The 20,521-nt window shown below is 63.1% G+C and carries 18 protein-coding genes; 17 read left to right on the forward strand and 1 reads right to left on the reverse strand.

The features are described 5' to 3' along the window. Window positions 1-80: 80 nt before the first annotated feature. The 17 genes from dnaE to lpxB all read left to right on the forward strand — a co-directional run bounded on the left by dnaE (window position 81) and on the right by lpxB (window position 19,141). A complete protein-coding gene (dnaE, locus tag MMAR10_RS07160; RefSeq protein WP_011643317.1) occupies window positions 81-3,524 on the forward strand; it encodes a DNA polymerase III subunit alpha in 3,444 nt (1,147 codons plus the stop codon). Between the two features lie 94 nt (window positions 3,525-3,618). After that, complete coding sequence (locus MMAR10_RS07165; RefSeq protein WP_011643318.1) at window positions 3,619-4,071, forward strand: YybH family protein; 453 nt, start codon at window positions 3,619-3,621, stop codon at window positions 4,069-4,071. 273 nt (window positions 4,072-4,344) lie between these two features. Then, window positions 4,345-5,211, forward strand: coding sequence for a 30S ribosomal protein S2 (gene rpsB, locus MMAR10_RS07170; protein ID WP_011643319.1), 867 nt, complete (start codon window positions 4,345-4,347; stop codon window positions 5,209-5,211). A gap of 34 nt (window positions 5,212-5,245) precedes the next feature. Then, a complete protein-coding gene (gene tsf / locus MMAR10_RS07175) occupies window positions 5,246-6,184 on the forward strand; it encodes a translation elongation factor Ts (protein WP_011643320.1) in 939 nt (312 codons plus the stop codon). 50 nt (window positions 6,185-6,234) lie between these two features. Beyond that, window positions 6,235-7,026 (forward strand): UMP kinase, encoded by a 792-nt coding sequence (gene pyrH / locus MMAR10_RS07180; protein ID WP_011643321.1) that lies wholly within the window; start codon window positions 6,235-6,237, stop codon window positions 7,024-7,026. A gap of 36 nt (window positions 7,027-7,062) precedes the next feature. Then, entirely contained in the window at window positions 7,063-7,623 is a 561-nt protein-coding gene (gene frr, locus MMAR10_RS07185; RefSeq protein WP_011643322.1) for a ribosome recycling factor, read from the forward strand. A gap of 25 nt (window positions 7,624-7,648) precedes the next feature. Then, the gene (locus tag MMAR10_RS07190) at window positions 7,649-8,386 is read left to right on the forward strand and encodes an isoprenyl transferase (RefSeq protein WP_011643323.1); all 738 of its coding nucleotides are present in this window, start codon (window positions 7,649-7,651) and stop codon (window positions 8,384-8,386) included. Continuing rightward, window positions 8,370-9,173 carry a phosphatidate cytidylyltransferase gene (locus MMAR10_RS07195; protein WP_011643324.1) on the forward strand — a complete coding sequence of 268 codons (804 nt, stop codon included), beginning with the start codon at window positions 8,370-8,372 and terminating at the stop codon, window positions 9,171-9,173. Before MMAR10_RS07190 ends, MMAR10_RS07195 begins: the two co-directional genes overlap by 17 nt. Next, window positions 9,170-10,360: a 1-deoxy-D-xylulose-5-phosphate reductoisomerase gene (locus MMAR10_RS07200; RefSeq protein ID WP_011643325.1), complete on the forward strand. Its 1,191-nt coding sequence runs from the start codon at window positions 9,170-9,172 to the stop codon at window positions 10,358-10,360. Before MMAR10_RS07195 ends, MMAR10_RS07200 begins: the two co-directional genes overlap by 4 nt. Before the next feature lie 17 nt (window positions 10,361-10,377). Beyond that, a complete protein-coding gene (gene rseP / locus MMAR10_RS07205; protein ID WP_011643326.1) occupies window positions 10,378-11,820 on the forward strand; it encodes an RIP metalloprotease RseP in 1,443 nt (480 codons plus the stop codon). Between the two features lie 38 nt (window positions 11,821-11,858). Further along, window positions 11,859-14,246, forward strand: a complete 2,388-nt coding sequence (gene bamA, locus MMAR10_RS07210) for an outer membrane protein assembly factor BamA (RefSeq protein ID WP_011643327.1) — start codon at window positions 11,859-11,861, stop codon at window positions 14,244-14,246. Between the two features lie 4 nt (window positions 14,247-14,250). Beyond that, the gene (locus tag MMAR10_RS07215) at window positions 14,251-14,841 is read left to right on the forward strand and encodes an OmpH family outer membrane protein (protein WP_011643328.1); all 591 of its coding nucleotides are present in this window, start codon (window positions 14,251-14,253) and stop codon (window positions 14,839-14,841) included. A gap of 21 nt (window positions 14,842-14,862) precedes the next feature. Beyond that, window positions 14,863-15,897 (forward strand): UDP-3-O-(3-hydroxymyristoyl)glucosamine N-acyltransferase, encoded by a 1,035-nt coding sequence (lpxD, locus tag MMAR10_RS07220; RefSeq protein ID WP_011643329.1) that lies wholly within the window; start codon window positions 14,863-14,865, stop codon window positions 15,895-15,897. 5 nt (window positions 15,898-15,902) lie between these two features. Beyond that, window positions 15,903-16,349, forward strand: a complete 447-nt coding sequence (gene fabZ / locus MMAR10_RS07225) for a 3-hydroxyacyl-ACP dehydratase FabZ (protein WP_011643330.1) — start codon at window positions 15,903-15,905, stop codon at window positions 16,347-16,349. Next, the gene (gene lpxA / locus MMAR10_RS07230) at window positions 16,346-17,143 is read left to right on the forward strand and encodes an acyl-ACP--UDP-N-acetylglucosamine O-acyltransferase (RefSeq protein WP_011643331.1); all 798 of its coding nucleotides are present in this window, start codon (window positions 16,346-16,348) and stop codon (window positions 17,141-17,143) included. Before fabZ ends, lpxA begins: the two co-directional genes overlap by 4 nt. Further along, window positions 17,136-17,978 (forward strand): LpxI family protein, encoded by an 843-nt coding sequence (locus MMAR10_RS07235; RefSeq protein WP_011643332.1) that lies wholly within the window; start codon window positions 17,136-17,138, stop codon window positions 17,976-17,978. The genes lpxA and MMAR10_RS07235 overlap by 8 nt, the downstream gene beginning before the upstream one ends. Continuing rightward, a complete protein-coding gene (lpxB, locus tag MMAR10_RS07240; RefSeq protein WP_011643333.1) occupies window positions 17,975-19,141 on the forward strand; it encodes a lipid-A-disaccharide synthase in 1,167 nt (388 codons plus the stop codon). Before MMAR10_RS07235 ends, lpxB begins: the two co-directional genes overlap by 4 nt. Before the next feature lie 60 nt (window positions 19,142-19,201). Here lpxB and gltA read toward each other — a convergent pair whose 3' ends face one another. Then, entirely contained in the window at window positions 19,202-20,506 is a 1,305-nt protein-coding gene (gene gltA / locus MMAR10_RS07245) for a citrate synthase (protein ID WP_011643334.1), read from the reverse strand. Between the last annotated feature and the right edge of the window lie 15 nt (window positions 20,507-20,521).

Consider the following 20,521-nt stretch of genomic DNA (forward strand, 5'->3'; position numbering starts at 1 on the left):
CGGTGAGCGGTCGGGCCGGATGGCGGCCTGATGCGGTGTCCATGATCTAGGCAGGATCGGGGCCGGTTCGGGAGAGTGGGATGGCCGCGCAGCTACCTTTTGTGCATTTGCGGGTTCGGTCGCCTTATTCGGTGCTCGAGGGCGCGATCCGCATGCCCAAAATGGTCGAGGCCTGCCAGACCCATGGCATGCCGGCGATCGCGCTGACGGACACAAACAATCTTTTCGGGGCGCTTGAGTTCTCCGAGGTCCTGTCCGGGGCTGGGGTCCAACCGATTGTCGGGTGTACGCTGAAAGTCCGTCTGGGTGACCCGCATCCGGGCGAGCGCGCCGAGCCGGACGGGACACTGGTCCTGCTGGCCCAGGACGAGGTCGGCTATGGCAATCTGATGGCGCTTTCCAGCGCCGCCTATCTGGATGTCGACGGGTCGGAAGAGCCGCACATCCCGTTCAGCCTGGTGCTCGATCATGCGGCGGGGCTGATTGCCCTGACCGGCGGGCCGGATGGTCTTCTCAACCGTCTGATCACGGGCGGTCGGCAGCCCGAGGCCGCGACCTATCTCGACCAGCTCGCATCGGCCTTTGGCGACCGGCTCTATGTCGAGCTGCAGCGTCACGGTCTGGAAGCCGAGCTCGAAGCGGAGGACTGGCTGGTCGGCCAAGCCTATGCCCGCGATCTGCCCCTGGTTGCGACCAATGAGGCCTATTTCCCGGACCAGTCGATGCACAAGGCCCATGACGCCTTGCTGTGTATCTCGGAGAGTTCCTTTGTCTCGGTCGCCGACCGGCGCCGGGTGACGGCGGACCACTACCTGACCACGCCGGAAGAAATGAATGCGCGCTTTGCCGACTTGCCGGAAGCGCTGACCAACACGATCGAAATTGCCCGCCGCTGCGCCTTTCGGGTCCGCACCCACGCGCCGATCCTGCCCAGCTTCCCGACCGAGGGCGGCCGGACCGAGGTCGAAGAGCTGATCGCGCGCGCCCATGAAGGCCTGACAGACCGGCTGGCCAGCATCAATGCGGCGGCGCCCGAGGCGGACTACCGCGCCCGTCTCGATTTCGAACTCGACATCATCAAGCAGATGGGGTTCCCGGGCTATTTCCTGATCGTCTCGGACTTCATCCAGTGGGCCAAGAATAACGACATACCGGTCGGGCCGGGCCGGGGTTCGGGCGCCGGCTCGCTGGTCGCCTATGCGCTGACCATCACCGATCTCGACCCTCTGCGCTTTGGTCTTCTGTTCGAACGCTTCCTCAATCCCGAGCGGGTCTCCATGCCCGATTTCGACGTCGACTTCTGCCAGGAACGACGCGGCGAGGTGATCCGTTATGTGCAGGAACAATACGGGCATGACCGGGTCGCCCAGATCATCACTTTCGGCACCCTGCAGGCCCGCGCCGTGGTGCGCGATACCGGCCGGGTCCTGCAGCTGCCGCTGGGCCTGGTCGACCGGCTCGCCAAAATGGTGCCGGCCAACCCGGCCAATCCGGTCACCCTGGCCCAGGCCCTCGATATCGAACCCAGGCTGCGCGAAATGCGGCGCGATGACGAGTCCGTCGACACGCTGCTGACCGTCGCCCTGAAGCTGGAAGGCCTGTTCCGCAACGCCTCGACCCACGCCGCCGGTGTGGTGATCGGTGACCGCAAACTGTCCGAGCTCGTTCCGCTCTATCGCGATCCGCGCTCCGACATTCCCGCCACCCAGTTCAACATGAAATGGGTCGAACCGGCGGGTCTCGTGAAATTCGACTTCCTCGGCCTGAAAACACTGACCGTGATTGCCCGTGCGCTGGGCTATATCGCCTCGACCGGCAAGGACGTGCCCGATATCGAAGGGCTCGATTTCGACGACCAGGCGACCTTCGACCTTTTGCAGTCCGGCCATGCGATCGGTGTGTTCCAGCTGGAATCATCCGGCATGCGCGACACACTCAAGAAGATGAAGCCGGATGCGATCGAGGATCTGATCGCCCTGATCTCGCTCTATCGACCGGGCCCGATGAAGAATATCGACGTCTATGTCGACCGGAAATTCGGTCGCGCCGAGGTCGATTGCCTGCATGCCGATCTCGAGGGCGTGCTGTCGGAAACCTATGGCGTCATCATCTACCAGGAACAGGTGATGCAGATCGCCCAGATCCTGTCCGGCTATTCGCTCGGCGAGGCCGACCTGTTGCGCCGGGCCATGGGCAAGAAGAAGAAGGAGGAGATGGACAAGCAGAAGGTCCGTTTCCTCGAAGGCGCCGAGGCCAAGGGCGTCAGCCGCGAGAAAGCCTCCTACATCTTTGAACTGGTGGCCGAGTTCGCCGGCTATGGCTTCAACAAGTCACACGCTGCCGCCTATGCCGCCATCGCCTACCGGACCGGTTATCTGAAGGCCAACTACCCGGTCGAATTCATGGCGGCGCTGATGTCGCTGGATGCCGCCAATACCGACAAGCTGTCCGCCTTCTTCCAGGAAGTGCGGCGCATGAAGCTGGACGTGCGGCCGCCGGACGTGAATGCCTCCCAGGCCGATTTCTCGGTCGAGGAGGGGACGATTCGCTTTGCCCTCGGCGCGATCCGCAATGTCGGCTTTGTGGCCATGGAACACATCGTCGAGGAACGCACCGCCAACGGGCCATTCCGCGATCTTTACGATTTCGCCGAACGCGTCGATCCGCGCCAGGTCAACAAGCGCACCTTTGAAAACCTCGCCAAGGCCGGCGCCTTTGACAGTCTCGATCCGGACCGGGCCCGTGTCATGGCCTCGGCGGAAACCCTGATCTCGATGGCCCAGCATGCCGCCGAGCAGCGCGAGAGCGCCCAGGCCAGCCTGTTTGGCGGTGGTGGCGAGGAGGCCCAGCTCGAGCGGCCGCGCCTGCCCGAGCCCGATCCCTGGACCGCGACCCAGCGTCTCGATGCCGAATTGTCGGCGATCGGCTTTTACCTGTCCGGCCATCCGCTCGACGATCTGACCGAACACCTGGCCGGTCGCGGCGTGGTCTTCTTCGCCGAGGCGCCGGCCCGCGTCGCCGACGGCGCGACGGCGCTGCGCCTGGCCGGCATGGTGCGGCGGCGCCAGGAGCGGGTCTCCAACAAGAATGGCGAGCGTTTCGCCTGGACCACCCTGTCCGACCCGACCGGAGAGTTCGAGGTCTTCGTCAATTCCGATCTGCTGGTGAGTTCGCGCGATATTCTCGACAGCGGCCAGGCCGTGATGGTCAATTGCCGGGTCGATGAGCGCGACGAGCAGATTTCCTTCTTCGCCGACAAGATCGAGCCGCTGGACACCAAGATCTCGGCCGAGCGGCTGCGGATCCGCCTCGACCTGCCGGATGCGCTGACAGGCGTGCATGCCCGGCTCGAGCGGGCCAACAAGCGTGCCGATGCCAGTCATGACGCGGTGATCGACCTGTTGCTGCCGCTGCGCGATGGCGGCGAAATCGAGATGCGTCTGCCCGGCCGCCACAGCGCCGACGCGGCGTTGCAGGCGGCGTTGAAAGGGGTCAAGGGCGTCGCGTCCGTGGAGACGGCCTGACCGGGGCGATGTCGCTCTGGTCGCGGCCGGCATGTTTTCGGTTGCGCGGGGCCGTAATGCAGCGGATGCTCGCATTTTGCGGAGTGAATGATCCATGAACCGTTTTTGGCTAGCTGCCGCCTTGGCGGTCGGGCTTGCGAGCGCAGCGCAGGCTCAGGAGACACCTGATGCGCTGCTTGACGCCTTCATCACGGCGATCAGTTCGGAGGACGCGTCGGCATTGGCCCAGCTCTATACCGAAGATGCCGACAGCTACGCCCCGGGCACCCATCATGTCCGTGGCCGCGAGGCGATCGCAGCCGACTGGCAGGGGTTTTTCGATGCCTTCGATGATATCGCCCTGGTGATCGAGCCGCACGGTTCGGTGCACGTCGATGATACCCATGCCGCCTGGGGCGTGTGGACGATGACCCAGACCCCGGCAGACGGTGGCGAGCCATTCGTGCTGACGGGGCGGTTCATGGATGTCCAGGCCCGCATCGAGGGGCGCTGGTATTATGTGGCCGATCATGCCTCGGTTTCGCCAGAAATGGCTACGGTCGAATAGCCCCGCGGAGCGGGGCGCGGCGGGCATGGTACTGCGTTCGGGCGCGCCCACGAGGGCGCGTTTGACACAAGGCGGCGTGTTTCTGATCAATCCGCTGTGTTGGCACTGCTGCGGTCCTGCCTGACCGCGCTTGCCAACCTGCCCATGCGCGCCTATAAGCCGCGCCATCACGCACACGGGGCTACGTCCGGTCATTGTGACCAGACGCTCCGGTGTCAGCTGCCCAGGCAGGTGACTCCGCCCCGTGGAGGCCAACCGGAAAAGGAAAACACGATGGCTCTCCCCGATTTCAGCATGCGTCAGCTGCTCGAAGCTGGTTGTCACTTTGGACACCAGACCCACCGCTGGAACCCGAAGATGAAGGATTTCATCTTTGGTGAGCGGTCCAATATTCACATCATCGACCTCTCGCAAACCGTCCCGCTGCTGCACCAGGCCCTGGTGAAAGTGCGCGAAACGGCTGCCAAGGGCGGTCGCGTGCTGTTCGTCGGCACCAAGCGCCAGGCCCAGGACCCGCTGGCCCAGGCTGCCGGTCGTTGCGCCCAGTACTACATGAACCAGCGCTGGCTCGGCGGTACGCTGACCAATTGGCGCACCATCTCGAACTCCATCGCCCGCCTGCGCGAGCTGGAAGGCATGTTCGAGAATGAGGGCGGCATGGCCGGCCTGACCAAGAAAGAACAGCTGATGCTGACCCGCGAGCGCGAAAAGCTCGATCGTTCGCTCGGCGGTATCAAGGATATGGGTGGCACGCCGGACCTGATGTTCGTGATCGACACGAACAAGGAAGGCATCGCCATCCAGGAAGCCAAGAAGCTCGGCATTCCGGTCATCGCCGTGGTCGATACCAATTGCGATCCGGACCTCGTCGACTTCCCGATCCCGGGCAATGATGACGCCAGCCGCGCCATCTCGTTGTATTGCGACCTGATCGCCGACGCTGTCCTGGACGGCATGGGCGACAGCCAGCTGGCGATGGGCATGGATCTGGGCGAAGCCGAAGCACCGGTCGAGACCCTGGTCGAAGCCGAAGCTGAAGTCGTGGCCGAAGCTGCTCCGGCAGCCGAGGAAGCCCCGGCTGCAGAAGCCGAGGCGGCTGCCACGGACACGTCATCCGAATCTGACAAGACCGAAGCCTAAGACTTCGATCCAAAGCGAAATTCAGGAGAAACCGATGGCTGGCATTACCGCTGCTCTCGTGAAGGAACTGCGCGACAAGACCGGCGTAGGCATGATGGACTGCAAGAAGGCACTCGGCGAGACCGATGGTGACTTCGAAGCGGCCGTTGACTGGCTGCGCAAGAAGGGCCTGTCCAAGGCTGCCAAAAAGGCTGACCGCGTTGCCGCTGAAGGCCTCGTTGCCGTCGCCACCCAGGGTGGCCAGGGCGCTGTGGTCGAAGTCAATTCCGAAACCGATTTTGTGGCCCGGAACGAAAAGTTCCAGACCGCCGTCAAGGAAATCGCTGCCCTCGCCATTGGCGGTAGCGGTGATGTCGCCGAGATCAAGGCGGCGTCGACGTCTGGCGGTTCCACGGTCGAGGATCACCTGACCAACCTGATCGCGACGATCGGTGAGAACATGGCCCTGCGCCGTGCCGCCGTTGTCGTGGCCGAGCCGGGCGTGGTTGCGTCCTACGTGCACAATCCGGCCGCGACCGACATGGGCGCCATCGGCGTGCTCGTCGGCCTCCAGTCGGACGGTGACAAGGACAAGCTGGCCGAGCTGGGTCGCAAGATCGCCATGCACGTCGCTGCCGGTTCCCCGGCCGTTGCCGTCTCGGTCGATGTCGACGGTGTCGACAGCGCGATTGCCGACAAGGAACGCGAAGTCTTCGCCGACCAGGCCCGCCAGGCCGGCAAGCCGGACTCGATCGTCGAGAAGATGGTCGAAGGCCGCATGCGCAAATTCTATGAGGAAGTCGTGCTGCTCAAGCAGGCCTTCGTCATGGACCCTGACAATACCATCGAGCAGGTTCTCGAAGCCGCTGCCAAGGATCTTGGCGCTCCGGTGACCATTTCGGGCTTTGTCCGCATGGCCCTGGGTGAAGGCGTCGAGAAGGGCCCGGAAGAAGACTTTGCAGCTGAAGTTGCTGCCGCTTCAGGCCAATCCTGATCCCTGTCTGACAACAAGCGGCGGCGCTTTCCAGCGCCGCCGCTTTCTATATGCTGCACGCCGTGACTGATTCCTCTGCATCCGGGCCGGCTGATGGCCAAGCGGGCGCGCCGAAATTCCGGCGGGTACTGCTCAAAGTCTCTGGTGAAGCCCTGATGGGCTCCCAGAATTATGGCATCGATATTGATACCGCTGACCGGATTGCGCGCGAAGTCGCCGCAGCCGTGAAGGGCGGGACCGAGATGTGCCTCGTCATTGGCGGCGGCAATATCTTCCGGGGCCTGTCCGGCGCGGCCAAGGGCATGGACCGGGCCGCAGCCGACTATATGGGCATGCTGGCCACCGTCATGAACGCCCTGGCCATGCAGACCGCGCTGGAGCGCATTGGCGTCCAGACCCGGGTCCAGTCGGCCATCCCCATGACCACGGTTTGCGAGCCCTATATCCGCCGCCGCGCCACACGGCACATGGAAAAGGGCCGGGTGGTGATCTTCGCCGCCGGCACCGGCAATCCCTTCTTCACGACGGATACGGCTGCTGCGCTGCGCGCCGCCGAAATGGGCTGCGATGCGCTGTTGAAGGGCACCCAGGTCGATGGCGTCTATTCGGACGATCCGCGCACCAATCCGGATGCCGAGCGCTTTGACCAACTCGACTATCTCGACGTCCTGACCCGCGATTTGCGGGTCATGGATGCCTCGGCGGTGACGCTGATGCGCGAAAATGCGATACCGATTGTCGTGTTTGACATTCACAAGACCAATGGTCTTGCCCGTGTGCTCGCCGGGGAGGGCAAGTGCACCATGATCGGCAAGATGAAGTCTGACGCCGCTGCGGTCTGACCGGCGCGGATTGTCTCCAGAAAGAGCGAAAACGCCATGAGCGACGAGTATGACGAAAACGACCTGAAGCGCCGCATGGACGGGGCCATCGAGTCCCTGCGCAAGGAATTCGCCGGTCTGCGTACAGGCCGGGCCAGCGCCGGCCTGCTCGAGCCGATCAAGGTTGACGCCTATGGCACGCCGACGCCGATCAACCAGCTCGGCAATATCTCGGTTCCCGAGCCGCGCATGATCACCCTGCAGGTGTGGGACAAGAACATGGTGGCCGCCGTCGACAAGGCGATCCGCAATTCCGGCATTGGCCTCAATCCGGTGATGGAAGGCCAGCTTCTGCGTATTCCGATTCCGCCGCTCAATGAGGAACGCCGGGCCGAGATCGCCAAGCTGGCTGGCAATTATGCCGAACATGCCCGCGTCGCGGTCCGCAATGTGCGGCGTGACGGCATGGACGCGCTGAAAAAGATGGAGAAGGATGGCGACTTGTCCGAGGACGAGCAGAAAGCCTTCTCCGAGGACGTCCAGAAACTCACCAATGAAGCGATCAAGCGGATTGATGAGAACCTGAAGTCCAAGCAAGAAGAGATTATGCAGGTCTGATCAACCCGATTGGCGGAGCGAATGCATGACTGACGACGCTTCCGCAGACCGACCGGAGCCGCGCCATACGGCCATCATCATGGACGGCAATGGTCGCTGGGCGAAGGCCCGCGGCCGTCCGCGCTCCTTTGGCCACAAGCGCGGTGTCGAAACGGTCCGCAAGATTGTCGAACATGCCGGCGAGCTCGGCGTGCGCTATCTGACCCTGTTCTCCTTCTCGACCGAGAATTGGAGCCGTCCGGCCGATGAGGTCGGGGCGCTGTTCGAACTGCTCAAACACTATGTCGAAGCGGACCTGGAGGGGCTGGCCAGGCGTGGTGTGCGGATCCGCATCATCGGTCGACGTGACAATCTCGGTGCCGACCTGATCGCCATTATTGACCGGGCCGAGGCGCGTACCCGGGACAATACCGACTTCCACCTGACCATCGCCTTCAACTATGGCGGGCGGGACGAAATCCTGCGTGCCTGCCAGGCGGTGGCAAAGGAGGCGGCATCAGGGGCCCTGGATGTGTCGACGCTCGACGAGGCGCGCCTTGGCGGCTTCCTCGATACTGAAGGCCTGCCGGATGTGGACCTGATGATCCGCACCAGTGGCGAGCAACGCATCTCCAACTTCCTGCTCTGGCAAGCGGCCTATGCCGAACTTGTCTTCGTCGAGGCACTCTGGCCCGATTTCACCACTGACGATCTGGCGAGCGCCATCAACACCTATCACCAGCGTGTCAGGCGCTATGGAGGCGTTGATGCCGGCGCCGCGTGATCCGGTTTTCCGGCGTCGTCTCATTTCCGCGCTGATCCTCGGCCCGCTCGCGGTCGTGCTGCTTTATGTCGGGGACCTGGCCTTCACAGCCTGGGTCGCGGCCTTTGCTGCGGCGATGGCCTGGGAATGGATCCACATGTCCGACCGGGATGCGCCACCGGTCGCCTACGCCATCGCCTGTGCGACAGCGTCCGGAACGGTGCTTCTGGCGGGGCAGACCAGCGTCATGGATGCACTTGCCTGGGGCGCAGCCGGTACGCTGGCGAGCGGGATCGAGCGCTGGCGACGTGGCTGGTCGAGCGAAGTGCTCGGCGTGCTCTACGTGTCATTGTCCGCGGCCCTGCTGGCGGCCATGCGAGCTGAACCGGATCATGGGCTCAAGGCCGTCATCCTGTTGTTCGCTGTCGTCTGGGCCGCTGACAGCCTGGCCTATCTGGTCGGCACCTGGATCGGCGGGCCGAAACTCCTGCCCCAGGCCAGTCCGAAAAAGACCTGGTCCGGCTTCCTGGCCGGCATCCTGGCCGGCGCCGCGGCGGGACTGGCGGCGGGTTATCTGTTTGGCCTCGAGCCGATCCGCGTGCTGCCATTTGCTGTCCTTGTCGCCTTGGCCTCGGTCGGCGGCGATCTGGCAATGTCGGTGTTCAAACGCAGTTTCGGGGTCAAGGACTCAGGCACGCTCATCCCCGGGCATGGCGGGGTGCTGGACCGGGTCGATGCGCTGATGCTGGCGGTGATCGCGGCGGTCCTGTCGGCGCGCTTGTGGCCGCTGGGATGGGCGCTGTCATGAGTGCGCGCCGGGTCTCAATTCTGGGCGCCACCGGATCGGTCGGCACGGCCACGCTGGACCTGATCGGGCGGGCGGCGCCGGGTCAATACAAGGTCGTGGCCCTGACGGCCAAGACCAATGCGGCCGAACTGGCCCGCCAGGCGATCCGCTTTCAGGCCGAATGCGTGGCGATTGCCGACCCCGCCGCAGCACCGGCGCTGCAACAGGCGTTGAAGGACCATCCCGGCATCGAGATCGGGGTCGGTGAAGACGCCGTGTGTGATGTGGCGGCCCGCGACGCGGATTGGACCATGGCCGCCATTGTCGGCGCCGCGGGGCTCAAGCCCACACTGGCTGCCTTGCGACAAGGGCGTGCGCTCGCTTTCGCCAACAAGGAATGCCTGGTTTGTGCCGGATCCTTGTTCATGGACGAGGCGGCGCGCTGCGGCACGACGCTTCTGCCCGTCGACAGTGAGCACAATGCCGTTTTCCAGGTCTTTGACCGGGCCCATCGCGAAGCGATCCGCTCGATCACGCTGACCGCGTCGGGCGGTCCCTTTCGGGAAGCCACGCGCGAGGTGATGGCGCGCGCCAGCCGGGCCGATGCGCTCGCTCACCCGACCTGGGAGATGGGCGCGAAAATTTCCATCGACAGCGCCACGATGATGAATAAGGGCCTGGAAGTGATCGAGGCCTGCTGGCTGTTCGACCTGGCGCCCGAGCGCGTCGAGGTGGTGGTGCATCCGCAATCCATCGTCCACGGCATGGTCGAATACGCGGACGGCTCCCTGCTGGCGCAATTGGGATCGCCCGACATGCGCACGCCGATCGCCAGCGCGCTGGCCTGGCCGGAACGGATGGCAGCGCCGGTCGAGCGCTTGCGGCTGACCGATATAGCGCGGCTCGACTTCGAACCGCCTGACCTGACCCGCTTCCCGGCCATACGTCTGGCCCGCGAGGCCATGGAGGCCGGCGGCATTGCACCTGCCGTGTTGAACGCGGCCAACGAGATCGCGGTCGAGGCCTTCCTGGCCGACCGGATCGGCTTCCTTGACATCGCGTCAGGCGTTGAACAGGTTCTCGAGCGGAGCCTTTCGGATGCGGACATGCCGCGCTCGCTAACGGCTTTTGAAGATGTTTTCGCGATTGATCATCGTGCGCGCCAGATGGCACGGGACTTGATGGTCGAGCGCCTGACACACTCATAATTACGGACATTATCCCCATGAGCCTGATCGGCGACGGCTTCCTGACCATATTCTCCTTTGTATTCCTGATCTCGATTGTCGTCGTGATTCACGAGCTTGGGCATTATTGGGCAGGGCGTTTTTGCGGTGTGCACGCCGAAGCCTTCTCGATGGGCTTTGGTCCGACCCTGTTCTCATGGCGGGACAAGCGCGGCACGGTCTGGCGTGTCGCGGCCTTGCCACTGGGCGGTTACGTGAAATTCCTCGGCGATGCCGGTGCGGCCAGCGAGCCGGATGCCGACAAGCTGGCGCAGCTACGCGCGCAGATGGGGGAGGCGGCGGACCGCTGCTATCACTTCAAACCGATCTGGCAGCGCGCCTTCATCACCGCAGCCGGTCCGATCGCGAACTTCATCCTGGCCATCACCATTTTTGCTGCCCTGTCTCTGACCCTGGGCAATCGCGAGCTGCAGCCGGTTGTCGGTGCCGTCGTGGCTGATTCTCCGGCCGACAATGCCGGCATCCGGGTCGGCGACCGGGTCGTGGCCATCGACGGGCGCGAAGTTCGCGCCTTCAACGACATCATGCGGATCGTGATTTCCGGCGGTACCAGCGAACTCGCGGTCGATATCGAGCGCGACGGCACGCTCATCCCGCTGCAGATTGTGGCTGCTCGCAATACGGTGGAAGACGAGTTCGGCGGTACGCGCCGCTTGCCGCAATTGGGCATTCAAGCCTTCTCCGATCCGGTTGTTGGTGGCGTGGAACCCGGCAGCCCGGCGGCACTGGCGGGGTTTGAGCCGGGCGACCGGATTGCGTCCCTGGACGGTTTGCCGGTCGCCAGCTTCCAGCAATTCAGCCAGCTGGTTGTCGCCGCGGACGGCGTCGTGCCTGTCGAAATCGAACGCGATGGCCAGGCGATGACCTTGACGGTCTCGCCTCGGGAAACGCCGGACGGCGCGACGAATGTCTCACCGGCCTATGCCCGTCTTGGATTGGTATCGGGCGGGCGTCTGATCGAATACCGTCGCTACAATCCGATCGAGGCGGTCGGATACGGGATCAGCCAGACGGGTGCCGTTGTTTCCACAACTGTCGATTATGTAACGAACATCATTACGGGACGCGCATCGCCGGAGCTTCTTAATGGTCCCCTGGGCATCGCGACCGCGGCCGGGCAGGTGGCACAGCGTTCCATAGAAGGGCATAGCAGCGCTTTCGACGCCGCACGTGCACTGCTGGTGAACCTGATCAACCTGGCCGGCGTGCTCTCGGTCGGACTGGGATTGGTCAATCTTCTGCCGATACCCATCCTCGACGGCGGGCATTTGGTGTATTACGGCTATGAAGCGGTGGCACGACGTCCGCTGAGCATGCAGGCACAAGCACTCGGTTTCCGGGTGGGGCTTGTTTTCGTGCTCGGTTTGATGCTTGTAGCGACCTGGAATGACCTGAATTATTTGCTCGGCCAGATTTTCTGATGAATGTCTGACCGGGCCCAGCAAAGCGGCGATCTTCCATGGTGAGTGTTCTGCGTGTGCTCTTCGCAGCCCTGATGACTGTGAGTGCGTCGGCCATAGCGTCGGCACAACAATCGGGTGCGGAAGTTCCCGCGACGGCCCAGACCGAGGTGGAGCAGCCTGTTGCCGCTCCGCTGGTCCGGCAAATCCTGGTTGAAGGCAATCAGCGGGTCGAAGCCGATACGGTTTTGTCCTACCTGCTGCTCCAGCCGGGTCAGCCCTTCGACTCCCGCCTGGTCAACCTGTCGATCCAGACCCTGATGGCCACCGGCCTGTTCTCGGACGTGCAGTTCGAGGACCGGGGCCAGATCGTCCTGGTGCGTGTGCAGGAAAATCCCATCATCAACCGCGTCATCCTCGAGGGGAATAGCGCGATCGATGACGAGAAGATCACCGACGAGATCCAGGCCCAGCCACGCGCCATCTTCACGCGCTCGCGGGTCCAGTCCGATGTCCAGCGCATCATCGAGGTCTATCGTCGTTCCGGGCGCTTTGCCGCGACCGTCACGCCGAAGATCGTCGAGCAACCGCAAAACCGTGTCGATCTGATCTTCGAAATTTCCGAAGGCCCGGTAACCGGCGTTCGCCGGATCAATATCATCGGTAATGAGAGCTATTCCGACCGTCGTCTGCGCCGCGAACTGGTGACACGCGAATCGCGTTGGTGGCGTTTCTTTTCGTCGAATGACAATTACGACCCGGATCGTCTGGAATATGACCGCGAGCTGCTGCGTCAATTCTATTCCAACCAGGGCTATGCGAACTTCCGCGTTCTTTCGGCCGTCGCTGAGCTGACGCCGGACCAGCGCGATTTCTACATCACGATCACGATTGACGAAGGCGAGATCTATAATTTCGGCGAAGTCACGGTTTCAACGGAAATTCCAGACCTCAATCCGGACTTCCTGCAAGCCATCCTGCCGGTTCAGGAAGGCGATCTCTTTCAGGGGCAATTGATCGAAGACAGTATCGACGCGCTGACCTTCTCGGCCGGTGCAGCGGGCTATGCCTTCGTCAATATCCGCCCTCTGACCACGCGCAATCGCGAAGACCGCACCGTCGACGTTGAATTCGTCATCGATGAGGGTCCGCGGGTCTATATCGAACGCATCGACATTTCCGGTAATACCCGGACGCTGGACCGCGTCATCCGTCGCGAGCTGGACATTGTTGAAGGTGATGCCTTCAACCAGGTTCTGATCGACCGCTCGCGCAACAATATCCGCCGCCTTGGCTTCTTCGAGGAAGTCGAAGTTGAGGAAACGCCGGGTTCCGCACCCGACCGGGCCCGCGTCAACGTCGCCGTGAGCGAACAGCCGACTGGTGAGCTGGCCTTCGGTGCCGGTTTCTCGTCGACCGACTCCTTCCTGATCGACCTGTCGATTTCGGAGCGGAACCTGCGGGGCCGGGGACAGTTCCTGCGTTTCCGCATCTCGGCCTCGTCCAATCGCGAGTCGCTGGATATCCGCTTCACCGAGCCGCGCTTCCTGGACCGCAACCTGGCGGCTGGTTTTGACCTGTTTCGGGTCAATTCCGACTTCCTGTCCGAGGCATCGTTCCAGACTGAGTCAACCGGTGCCAGCTTGCGTCTCGGTTTCCCGGTCACGGCCTCCACCAATCTGCAGCTCGGCTACACCTACCGGACCGATAATGTCCTGGTGTATTCCTCGGCGTCTTCGGCGCTGTTGAACCAGGCCGGCAGCCGGGCCACATCGGTTCTGACCTATACGCTTAACTGGTCGCGTCTGAACGACCCGATCGAGCCGAGCAATGGCTATCGCCTCCAGTTCACGCAGGGCTTCGCCGGCATTGGCGGCGATGTGCGCTATGTGCGCTCGGAATTCAATGGTGCCATTTATCGGCCATTCTTCCCGGGTCTACTCGGTGACGACGTGGTCGCCAGCTTCACGATGAATGGTGGATTTGTCCTGCCATGGGGCGGCGACTCGGTTCGAATCAACGATCGCTTCTTCAAGGGCGGGAACTCCTTCCGAGGCTTTGAAGTGGCTGGTATTGGCCCGCGCGCCGTGTCGCGCGACCCCGATACGGGTGAGCTGATCCGGGGCGATGCCCTGGGTGGCAGGCTTTATGCAGTGGGTGCACTGGAAGTCTCATTCCCGCTCGGTCTGCCCGAGCAGTATGGGGTGAGAGGCAGCCTGTTCACCGAGTTCGGCACGCTTGGCATGCTCGATTCGGCGGATCAGGTAGACGAGGGAACAAACGCGGTGTTCACGGTTGATGATTTGGCGCTGCGTGCGTCAGCCGGCCTGAGCATCTTCTGGGATTCACCATTCGGACCGGTGCGGTTCGACTTTGCTCAGGCCTTCATTCGTGAAGACTATGACAGAGCCGAATTCTTCCGGTTCAGCACGCGAACAGGGTTCTGATACAATGAAACTGCTTAAATCTCTTCTCCTCCTTCCGGTCCTTGTGATCGGCATCGCTGCCCCGGCGATGGCACAGGCCAATATTTCTGTGCTCAATGAAGAGCGTGTCCTGCGCGAAAGCGCTGCGGGGCAACATATCGCCGCCCGCATGCAGGAAATCGCGCAAGAAATTGACTCCGAGCTTCAGGCGCTGAGCCAGCCGATCCAGCAGGAAACCGAGCGGCTGAACGCCGAAACCGCGTCGATGACGCAGCAGGCAATCCAGGAACGTCCGGACCTGATGAGCCGCATCACGACGCTGAACCAGCAGGCACAGCAATTCGAAGTGCTGCGTCGTGCCCGCCAACAGGAAATCGTGCAGACAGAACGCCAGGCCATGCGCCCGGTCTATGAAGCGCTTGGCCCGATCCTGGAGGAAGTCGTTGCGGCTCAAGGCATCGACATTCTCGTCGACCGCTCCAACCTGGTCTTCGCTGCCCCGGAAATGGACATTTCCGCGGACGTGATTGCGCTGTTGAATTCGCGACTGCCAACCGTGCCGGTGACACGTGTGCGCCTGCCGCAGGACGGATCCGGCCAGCCGGGCTCGCAGTAATCTGACGAACAGGGGGAGAGTGTGGCAGATCCGCGTTTCTATGACCGGCTAGGCCCGCTGACCCTGAAGGATATCGCCGCGCTCTCGGGTGCGGCGATTTCTGATTCTGGCACTGCGGATCAGTCCGTTGACCGGGTCACCCCGCTTGGTGAACCGGTTGCAGGTGCGCTGAGCTATGCTGAAAGCGGCAAACTTCTGCGGTCCGCGCCGGATGGTGCACTGTCGGGTGTCGCCGTGATCTGTCCGCCCGATGCGGCCAGCGAGGCCACACGCCTCGGTGCTGCCGTCCTGACCCACACAGCTCCCCGTGCGGCCTTTGCCAGCGTGCTTCCTGCGCTGTTTCAGACGCGCAGTTTTGCGACCGATTCCTTCATTGATCCATCGGCAAAAATCGGCGCCGGGACCCGTCTGGGTGCCGGGGTCGTCATCGGTGAAGGCGCCGAGATCGGGACCGACTGCGTGATCGGGCCTCACTGCGTCATCGGGCCGGGCTGCCGGATCGGTGACCGGAGCCGATTATCCCCTCATGTCAGCCTGCAGTGCAGTGATATTGGTGCCGACTGCAACATTCTTGCGGGAGCCGTGATTGGCGAGGACGGCTTCGGTATTGCAGTATCCAACGGAAATACCGTTGGAATTCTGCATTTGGGGAGTGTCCTCATCGGCGACCATGTCACCATTGGTGCCAATTGTACGATTGATCGCGGCCTATTTGGCGCGACGCGTATCGGCGCATCGTCCAAGATCGACAATCTCTGCCATATCGCGCACAACGCCGACATTGGCGAGAACGTGATCATGGCTGGGTATTCCGGCCTGGCCGGAAGCGCCGTGATTGCGGACAATGCCATGCTGGGTGGCCGGGTTGGTGTCTACGATCATGTCACCATTGGCGAGGGTGCCCGCGTGGGCGCCAACTCAGCCGCTTCGCGGGACGTTCCCGCCGGCGAGTTCTGGGTCGGCAACCCGGCCCAGCCGATGCGCCAACACATGCGTGAACTGGCGGAGTTGCGCCGTCTGGCGCGACCGAAGAACAAGACTCCCAAGAAAGGCTGACTGGCGTGTCCGATCGCATTGAGAACGCGGAGATCCAAACTCTCCTGCCGCACCGCTACCCGTTCTTGCTGATAGATGCCGCCGAGGATTACATCGCCGGCCAGTCGATCGTCGGGATCAAGGGGGTGACAGCCAACGAGCCCTTTTTTCCGGGACATTTCCCGGGCAACCCGGTCATGCCGGGCGTGTTGATGATCGAGGCCATGGCCCAGGCTGGCGCCGTCCTCATGTACAAGACATTGGGTGCGTCGCCGGACTCCGCGACCGTCTTCTTCATGGGGGCCGACAAGGTCCGTTTTCGGGCGCCGGTGCGTCCTGGAATGATGCTGCGCATGCCGGTCACGGTCACCGCCGCTCGCCATGGCGTGTTCAAGTTCAAAGGTGAAGTCTGGGCTGACGGTAAGCGTGCCGTCCAGGCTGAATTCTCTGCCAAGGCGATCGAAAATATATGACCCAGACCGCTGATATCCATCCGACCGCCATTGTGGATCCCGCTGCCCAGCTCGGCGTCGGGGTCGAAATCGGGCCGTTCTCGATCATCGGCCCGAAAGTCGTCCTGAAGGACCGGGTCCGGGTGATTTCGCATGTCACCATCGCCGGCAATACGACCCTGGGCGAGGATTGCGTCGTCTATCCCGGGGCGCAATTGGGCCATCCGCCCCAGGACTTCAAATACCAGGGCGAGGACACGCAACTGGTGATCGGCCAGCGCAATATCCTGCGCGAGAATGTCACCATGCATCCGGGCACGACTTTCGCGCGCGGTCGGACAGTGGTCGGGAATGACGGCTACTTCATGGTTGGCTCCCATGTCGCCCATGACTGCATTGTTGGCGACCGTGTCGTGTTCGCCAATTGTGCGGCCATCGGCGGTGAGACGGTGATCGCGGACCACGCCATCCTGGGCGGCTATGCGGGCATTCACCAGAAGAGCCGGATCGGGCGTCATGCCTTCATCGGCGCGATGGCGATGGTGACGTCGGATGTCATTCCCTATGGTTCGGTGATCGGCAATCATGCCCATTTGGCCGGCCTCAATGTGGTCGGCCTGAAACGCCGGGGCATGCCGCGTGAGACGCTGCGCGAATTGCGGGCCGCCTACCGGCTGCTGTTCGCCCGCGAAGGCACGTTTGAAGAACGCGTCGACGATGTCGCGCACCTGTATTCGGGCAATGCGCCGATTGCCGAAATCATCGATTTCATCCGGGCAGATGCGAAACGGTCCATCTGCATGCCGGATGACTGAGTCTGGCTGGACAAAGCTCGGCCTGATCGCGGGCGGCGGCGACCTGCCGCTGGAAATCCTCAGGGCCCAGGCCGGCAAGCCGGTCTTCGTTGTCGTGCTCAAAGGCTTTGCCGACCGTGACTATGGCGGGGCCGACAGCGTGTCTCTGTCAGTGGGCGAGATCGGCGGGATCATCAAGGCGCTGCGCGGGGCGGGGTGTGATGCGATCTGTTTTGCCGGCTATGTCACCCGACCTGACCTCAAATCCCTGAAGATGGATGCCCGCGGCCTGATCATGGTGCCGCGCGCGCTGGCAGCGGGTCGCAAGGGCGATGATGCGGTGATCCGCGTTGTTGTCGACGAGTTCGAGCGGGCCGGTTTCGCCGTCGTCGGGGCCGACAGCCTGCTGGGCCAGGACGGTTTGCCGGCGGGTTGTCTGGGTGATGCCGCCGCGGTGGAGGCGCATCGCGATGATGCCGGCAAGGCGATGATGGTCGCCGCCGAGATCGGGCGTCTCGATATCGGACAGGGTGCGGTGGTCGCTGGCGGCGTTGTCCTGGCGGTCGAGGCCCAGGAGGGCACCAATGCGATGCTGGAACGTGTCGCCGGGCTGCCCGCTCCGATCCGGGGCGACGCCTCCAGGCGACTGGGCGTGCTGGCCAAGCGTCCCAAGCCAATCCAGGAGCGACGCGTTGACCTGCCCACCATAGGCGTGGGCACGGTGGAGCGTTGTGCCGCCGCCGGTCTGGCCGGGATTGTCCTGGAGGCAGACGGTGCGCTGATCGTTGATCGGGCCGGTGTCGAGGGTGCGCTGAAACGGCATGGCCTCTTCGTCCTGATCGAGCCGCCGGAATGAGCCGCCCTCATATCTTTCTCGTTGCCGCCGAGCGGTCCGGGGACCTGCTGGGTGCCGACCTCGCTCGAGCGCTGAACACGCTGACCGGTGATGAAGTGACACTGTCCGGCATTGGCGGGAGTGCCATGGCCGAGGCCGGCGTGGCGTCGATGATGTCAATCGACGGGCTCAACATTCTGGGCTGGATTGACGGGCTGAAGGCCTACAAGCGGGTCAAGCAATCTGTCGCCAGGGCCGTCGAGCTGATCCTTGCGGCCAAACCGGACACGGTCGTGCTGATTGATTCCTGGGGTTTCACCCTGCGTGTCGCGCGCGGGGTGAGGGCGGTGGATCCGTCTATCCGCCTGGTCAAATATGTCGGTCCCCAGGTCTTTGCGACGCGGCCAGGCCGTGCGGCCGTCCTCGCCGACACGGTCGATGAACTGCTGACCATCCTCAGCTTTGACAAGCCCTTCTATACGCCGCACGGGCTGCCTGTGACCTTTGTCGGCAACCCGACACTGGAACGCCTACCGGCCGGCGACGGGGCCGCTTTCAGGGCCCGGCACGGGCTCGATCCGGCCGATCTGGTCCTGGTAGTCCTGTTGGGTAGCCGCCCGTCTGAAATCCGTCGCATGACGCCGCCCTTTGTCGAGGCACTCGCGCGCCTCAAGGCGCGCCATCGTGACCTGCGACTGGTCCTGCCGGTCGCCGATCCGGTGGCCGATGATGTCAGCGCGGCAATCGCCCGCCATGAGGTGCTGGCTGGTGCGATCAGGGTTGGCGAGGACGAGAAGGCTGACGCGTTCGCGGCGGCTGACCAGGCGCTGGCTTGTTCGGGGACGGTGGTCACAGAGCTCGCAACAGCCGGCGTGCCAACCGTGACCAGTTACAAGCTGGGCTGGATTACCTGGGCAATCGCCCGGGCCTTCAACCTGATCCGCACCCGACACATTTCGCTGGTCAATATCGCGGTGGATGAGCGCGTGGTGCCGGAAATCATCCAGTTGCAGTGTACCGGGGCCAATCTCGCCAATGCGGTGGACCGATTGCTCGGGGACCCGGCGGCGCGGGCTGCCATGTCAGTGCGGCTGCGGGCCATAACCGACACACTGCGCGGCAACGGTCAGGCCAGCAAGCGTGCGGCCGAGGCCGTACTTGCCGGGCTCAACCACCAAGCCTGACCCGAAAGCAAAAAGGCCGCCCTGGAGGGGCGGCCTTGATGGCTTTTCCGGTCTGTCCGATCAACGCTTGGACAGGTCCAGATAGTCGCGCGGCGTGGCGCCGGTGAAAAGCTGGCGCGGGCGACCGATCTTCTGGGTCGGATCCTCGATCATTTCCGACCACTGGGCGATCCAGCCAACGGTACGAGCCAGCGCGAACAACACCGTGAACATCTCGGTCGGGAAGCCCATCGCCTTCAGCGTGATGCCGGAATAGAAGTCGATATTCGGATACAGCTTCTTCTCGACGAAATACGGGTCCTCCAGCGCGATGCGCTCGAGTTCCATGGCGACCTGCAGGGTCGGGTCATTGCGCACGCCCAGCACGTCCAGAACTTCGTGGCAGGTGTCGCGCATGACCTTGGCGCGCGGATCGTAATTCTTGTAGACGCGGTGACCGAAGCCCATCAGGCGGAACGGGTCCGACTTGTCCTTGGCCTTGCGGACATATTCCGGGATCTTGTCGACCGATCCGATCTCGTTGAGCATGTTCAGCGCCGCTTCATTGGCGCCGCCATGAGCCGGGCCCCAGAGCGATGCAATGCCCGCTGCGATACAGGCAAACGGGTTGGCGCCCGACGAACCTGCCAGGCGAACTGTCGAGGTCGAAGCGTTTTGCTCGTGGTCGGCGTGCAGGATGAAGATCTTGTCCATCGCCTTGGCGAGCACGGCGTTGCTCTCATAGTCCTCGGCCGGCACGGCAAAGCACATGCGCAGGAAGTTGGCGGCATAGTCCATGTCATTGCGCGGGCTGATAAAGGGCTGGCCGACTGCATATTTGAAGGCCCGCGCCGCGATTGTCGGCATTTTGGCGATCATGCGGTGTGACGCGATCGTGCGGGCCGCCGGATCATTGACGTCTGTGGAGTCGTGGTAGAAGGCCGACAGGGCGCCGACCGTGCCGACCATGATCGCCATCGGGTGCGCGTCGCGACGGAAACCGCGGAAGAACTGGTCGAACTGGTCGTGCAGCATCGAATGGCGGCGGATTGTCCAGTCGAAGGTTTCCAGCTCGTCCTTGGACGGCAGATTGCCTTTCATCAGCAGGTAGCAGACTTCAATGAAATTCGAATGGTCTGCCAGCTGGTCGATCGGATAGCCGCGATAGAGCAGGGTGCCCTTGTCGCCGTCGATATAGGTGATCTGGCTCTCACAACTCGCGGTCGACGTGAAGCCGGGGTCATAGGTGAACATGCCGGTTTCGGCGTAGAGCTTGCGGATATCGATCACATCCGGCCCGATTTCGCCGCTGAACACCGGCAGTTCGAGTGATTTGCCATTGTAGTTGAGCGTGGCCGATCCGTTTGGTTTGGCTTTGTTTTTCATCACGTCATCCCCATG

The sequence above is a fragment of the Maricaulis maris MCS10 genome, from assembly GCF_000014745.1.
Taxonomy (GTDB): domain Bacteria; phylum Pseudomonadota; class Alphaproteobacteria; order Caulobacterales; family Maricaulaceae; genus Maricaulis; species Maricaulis maris_A.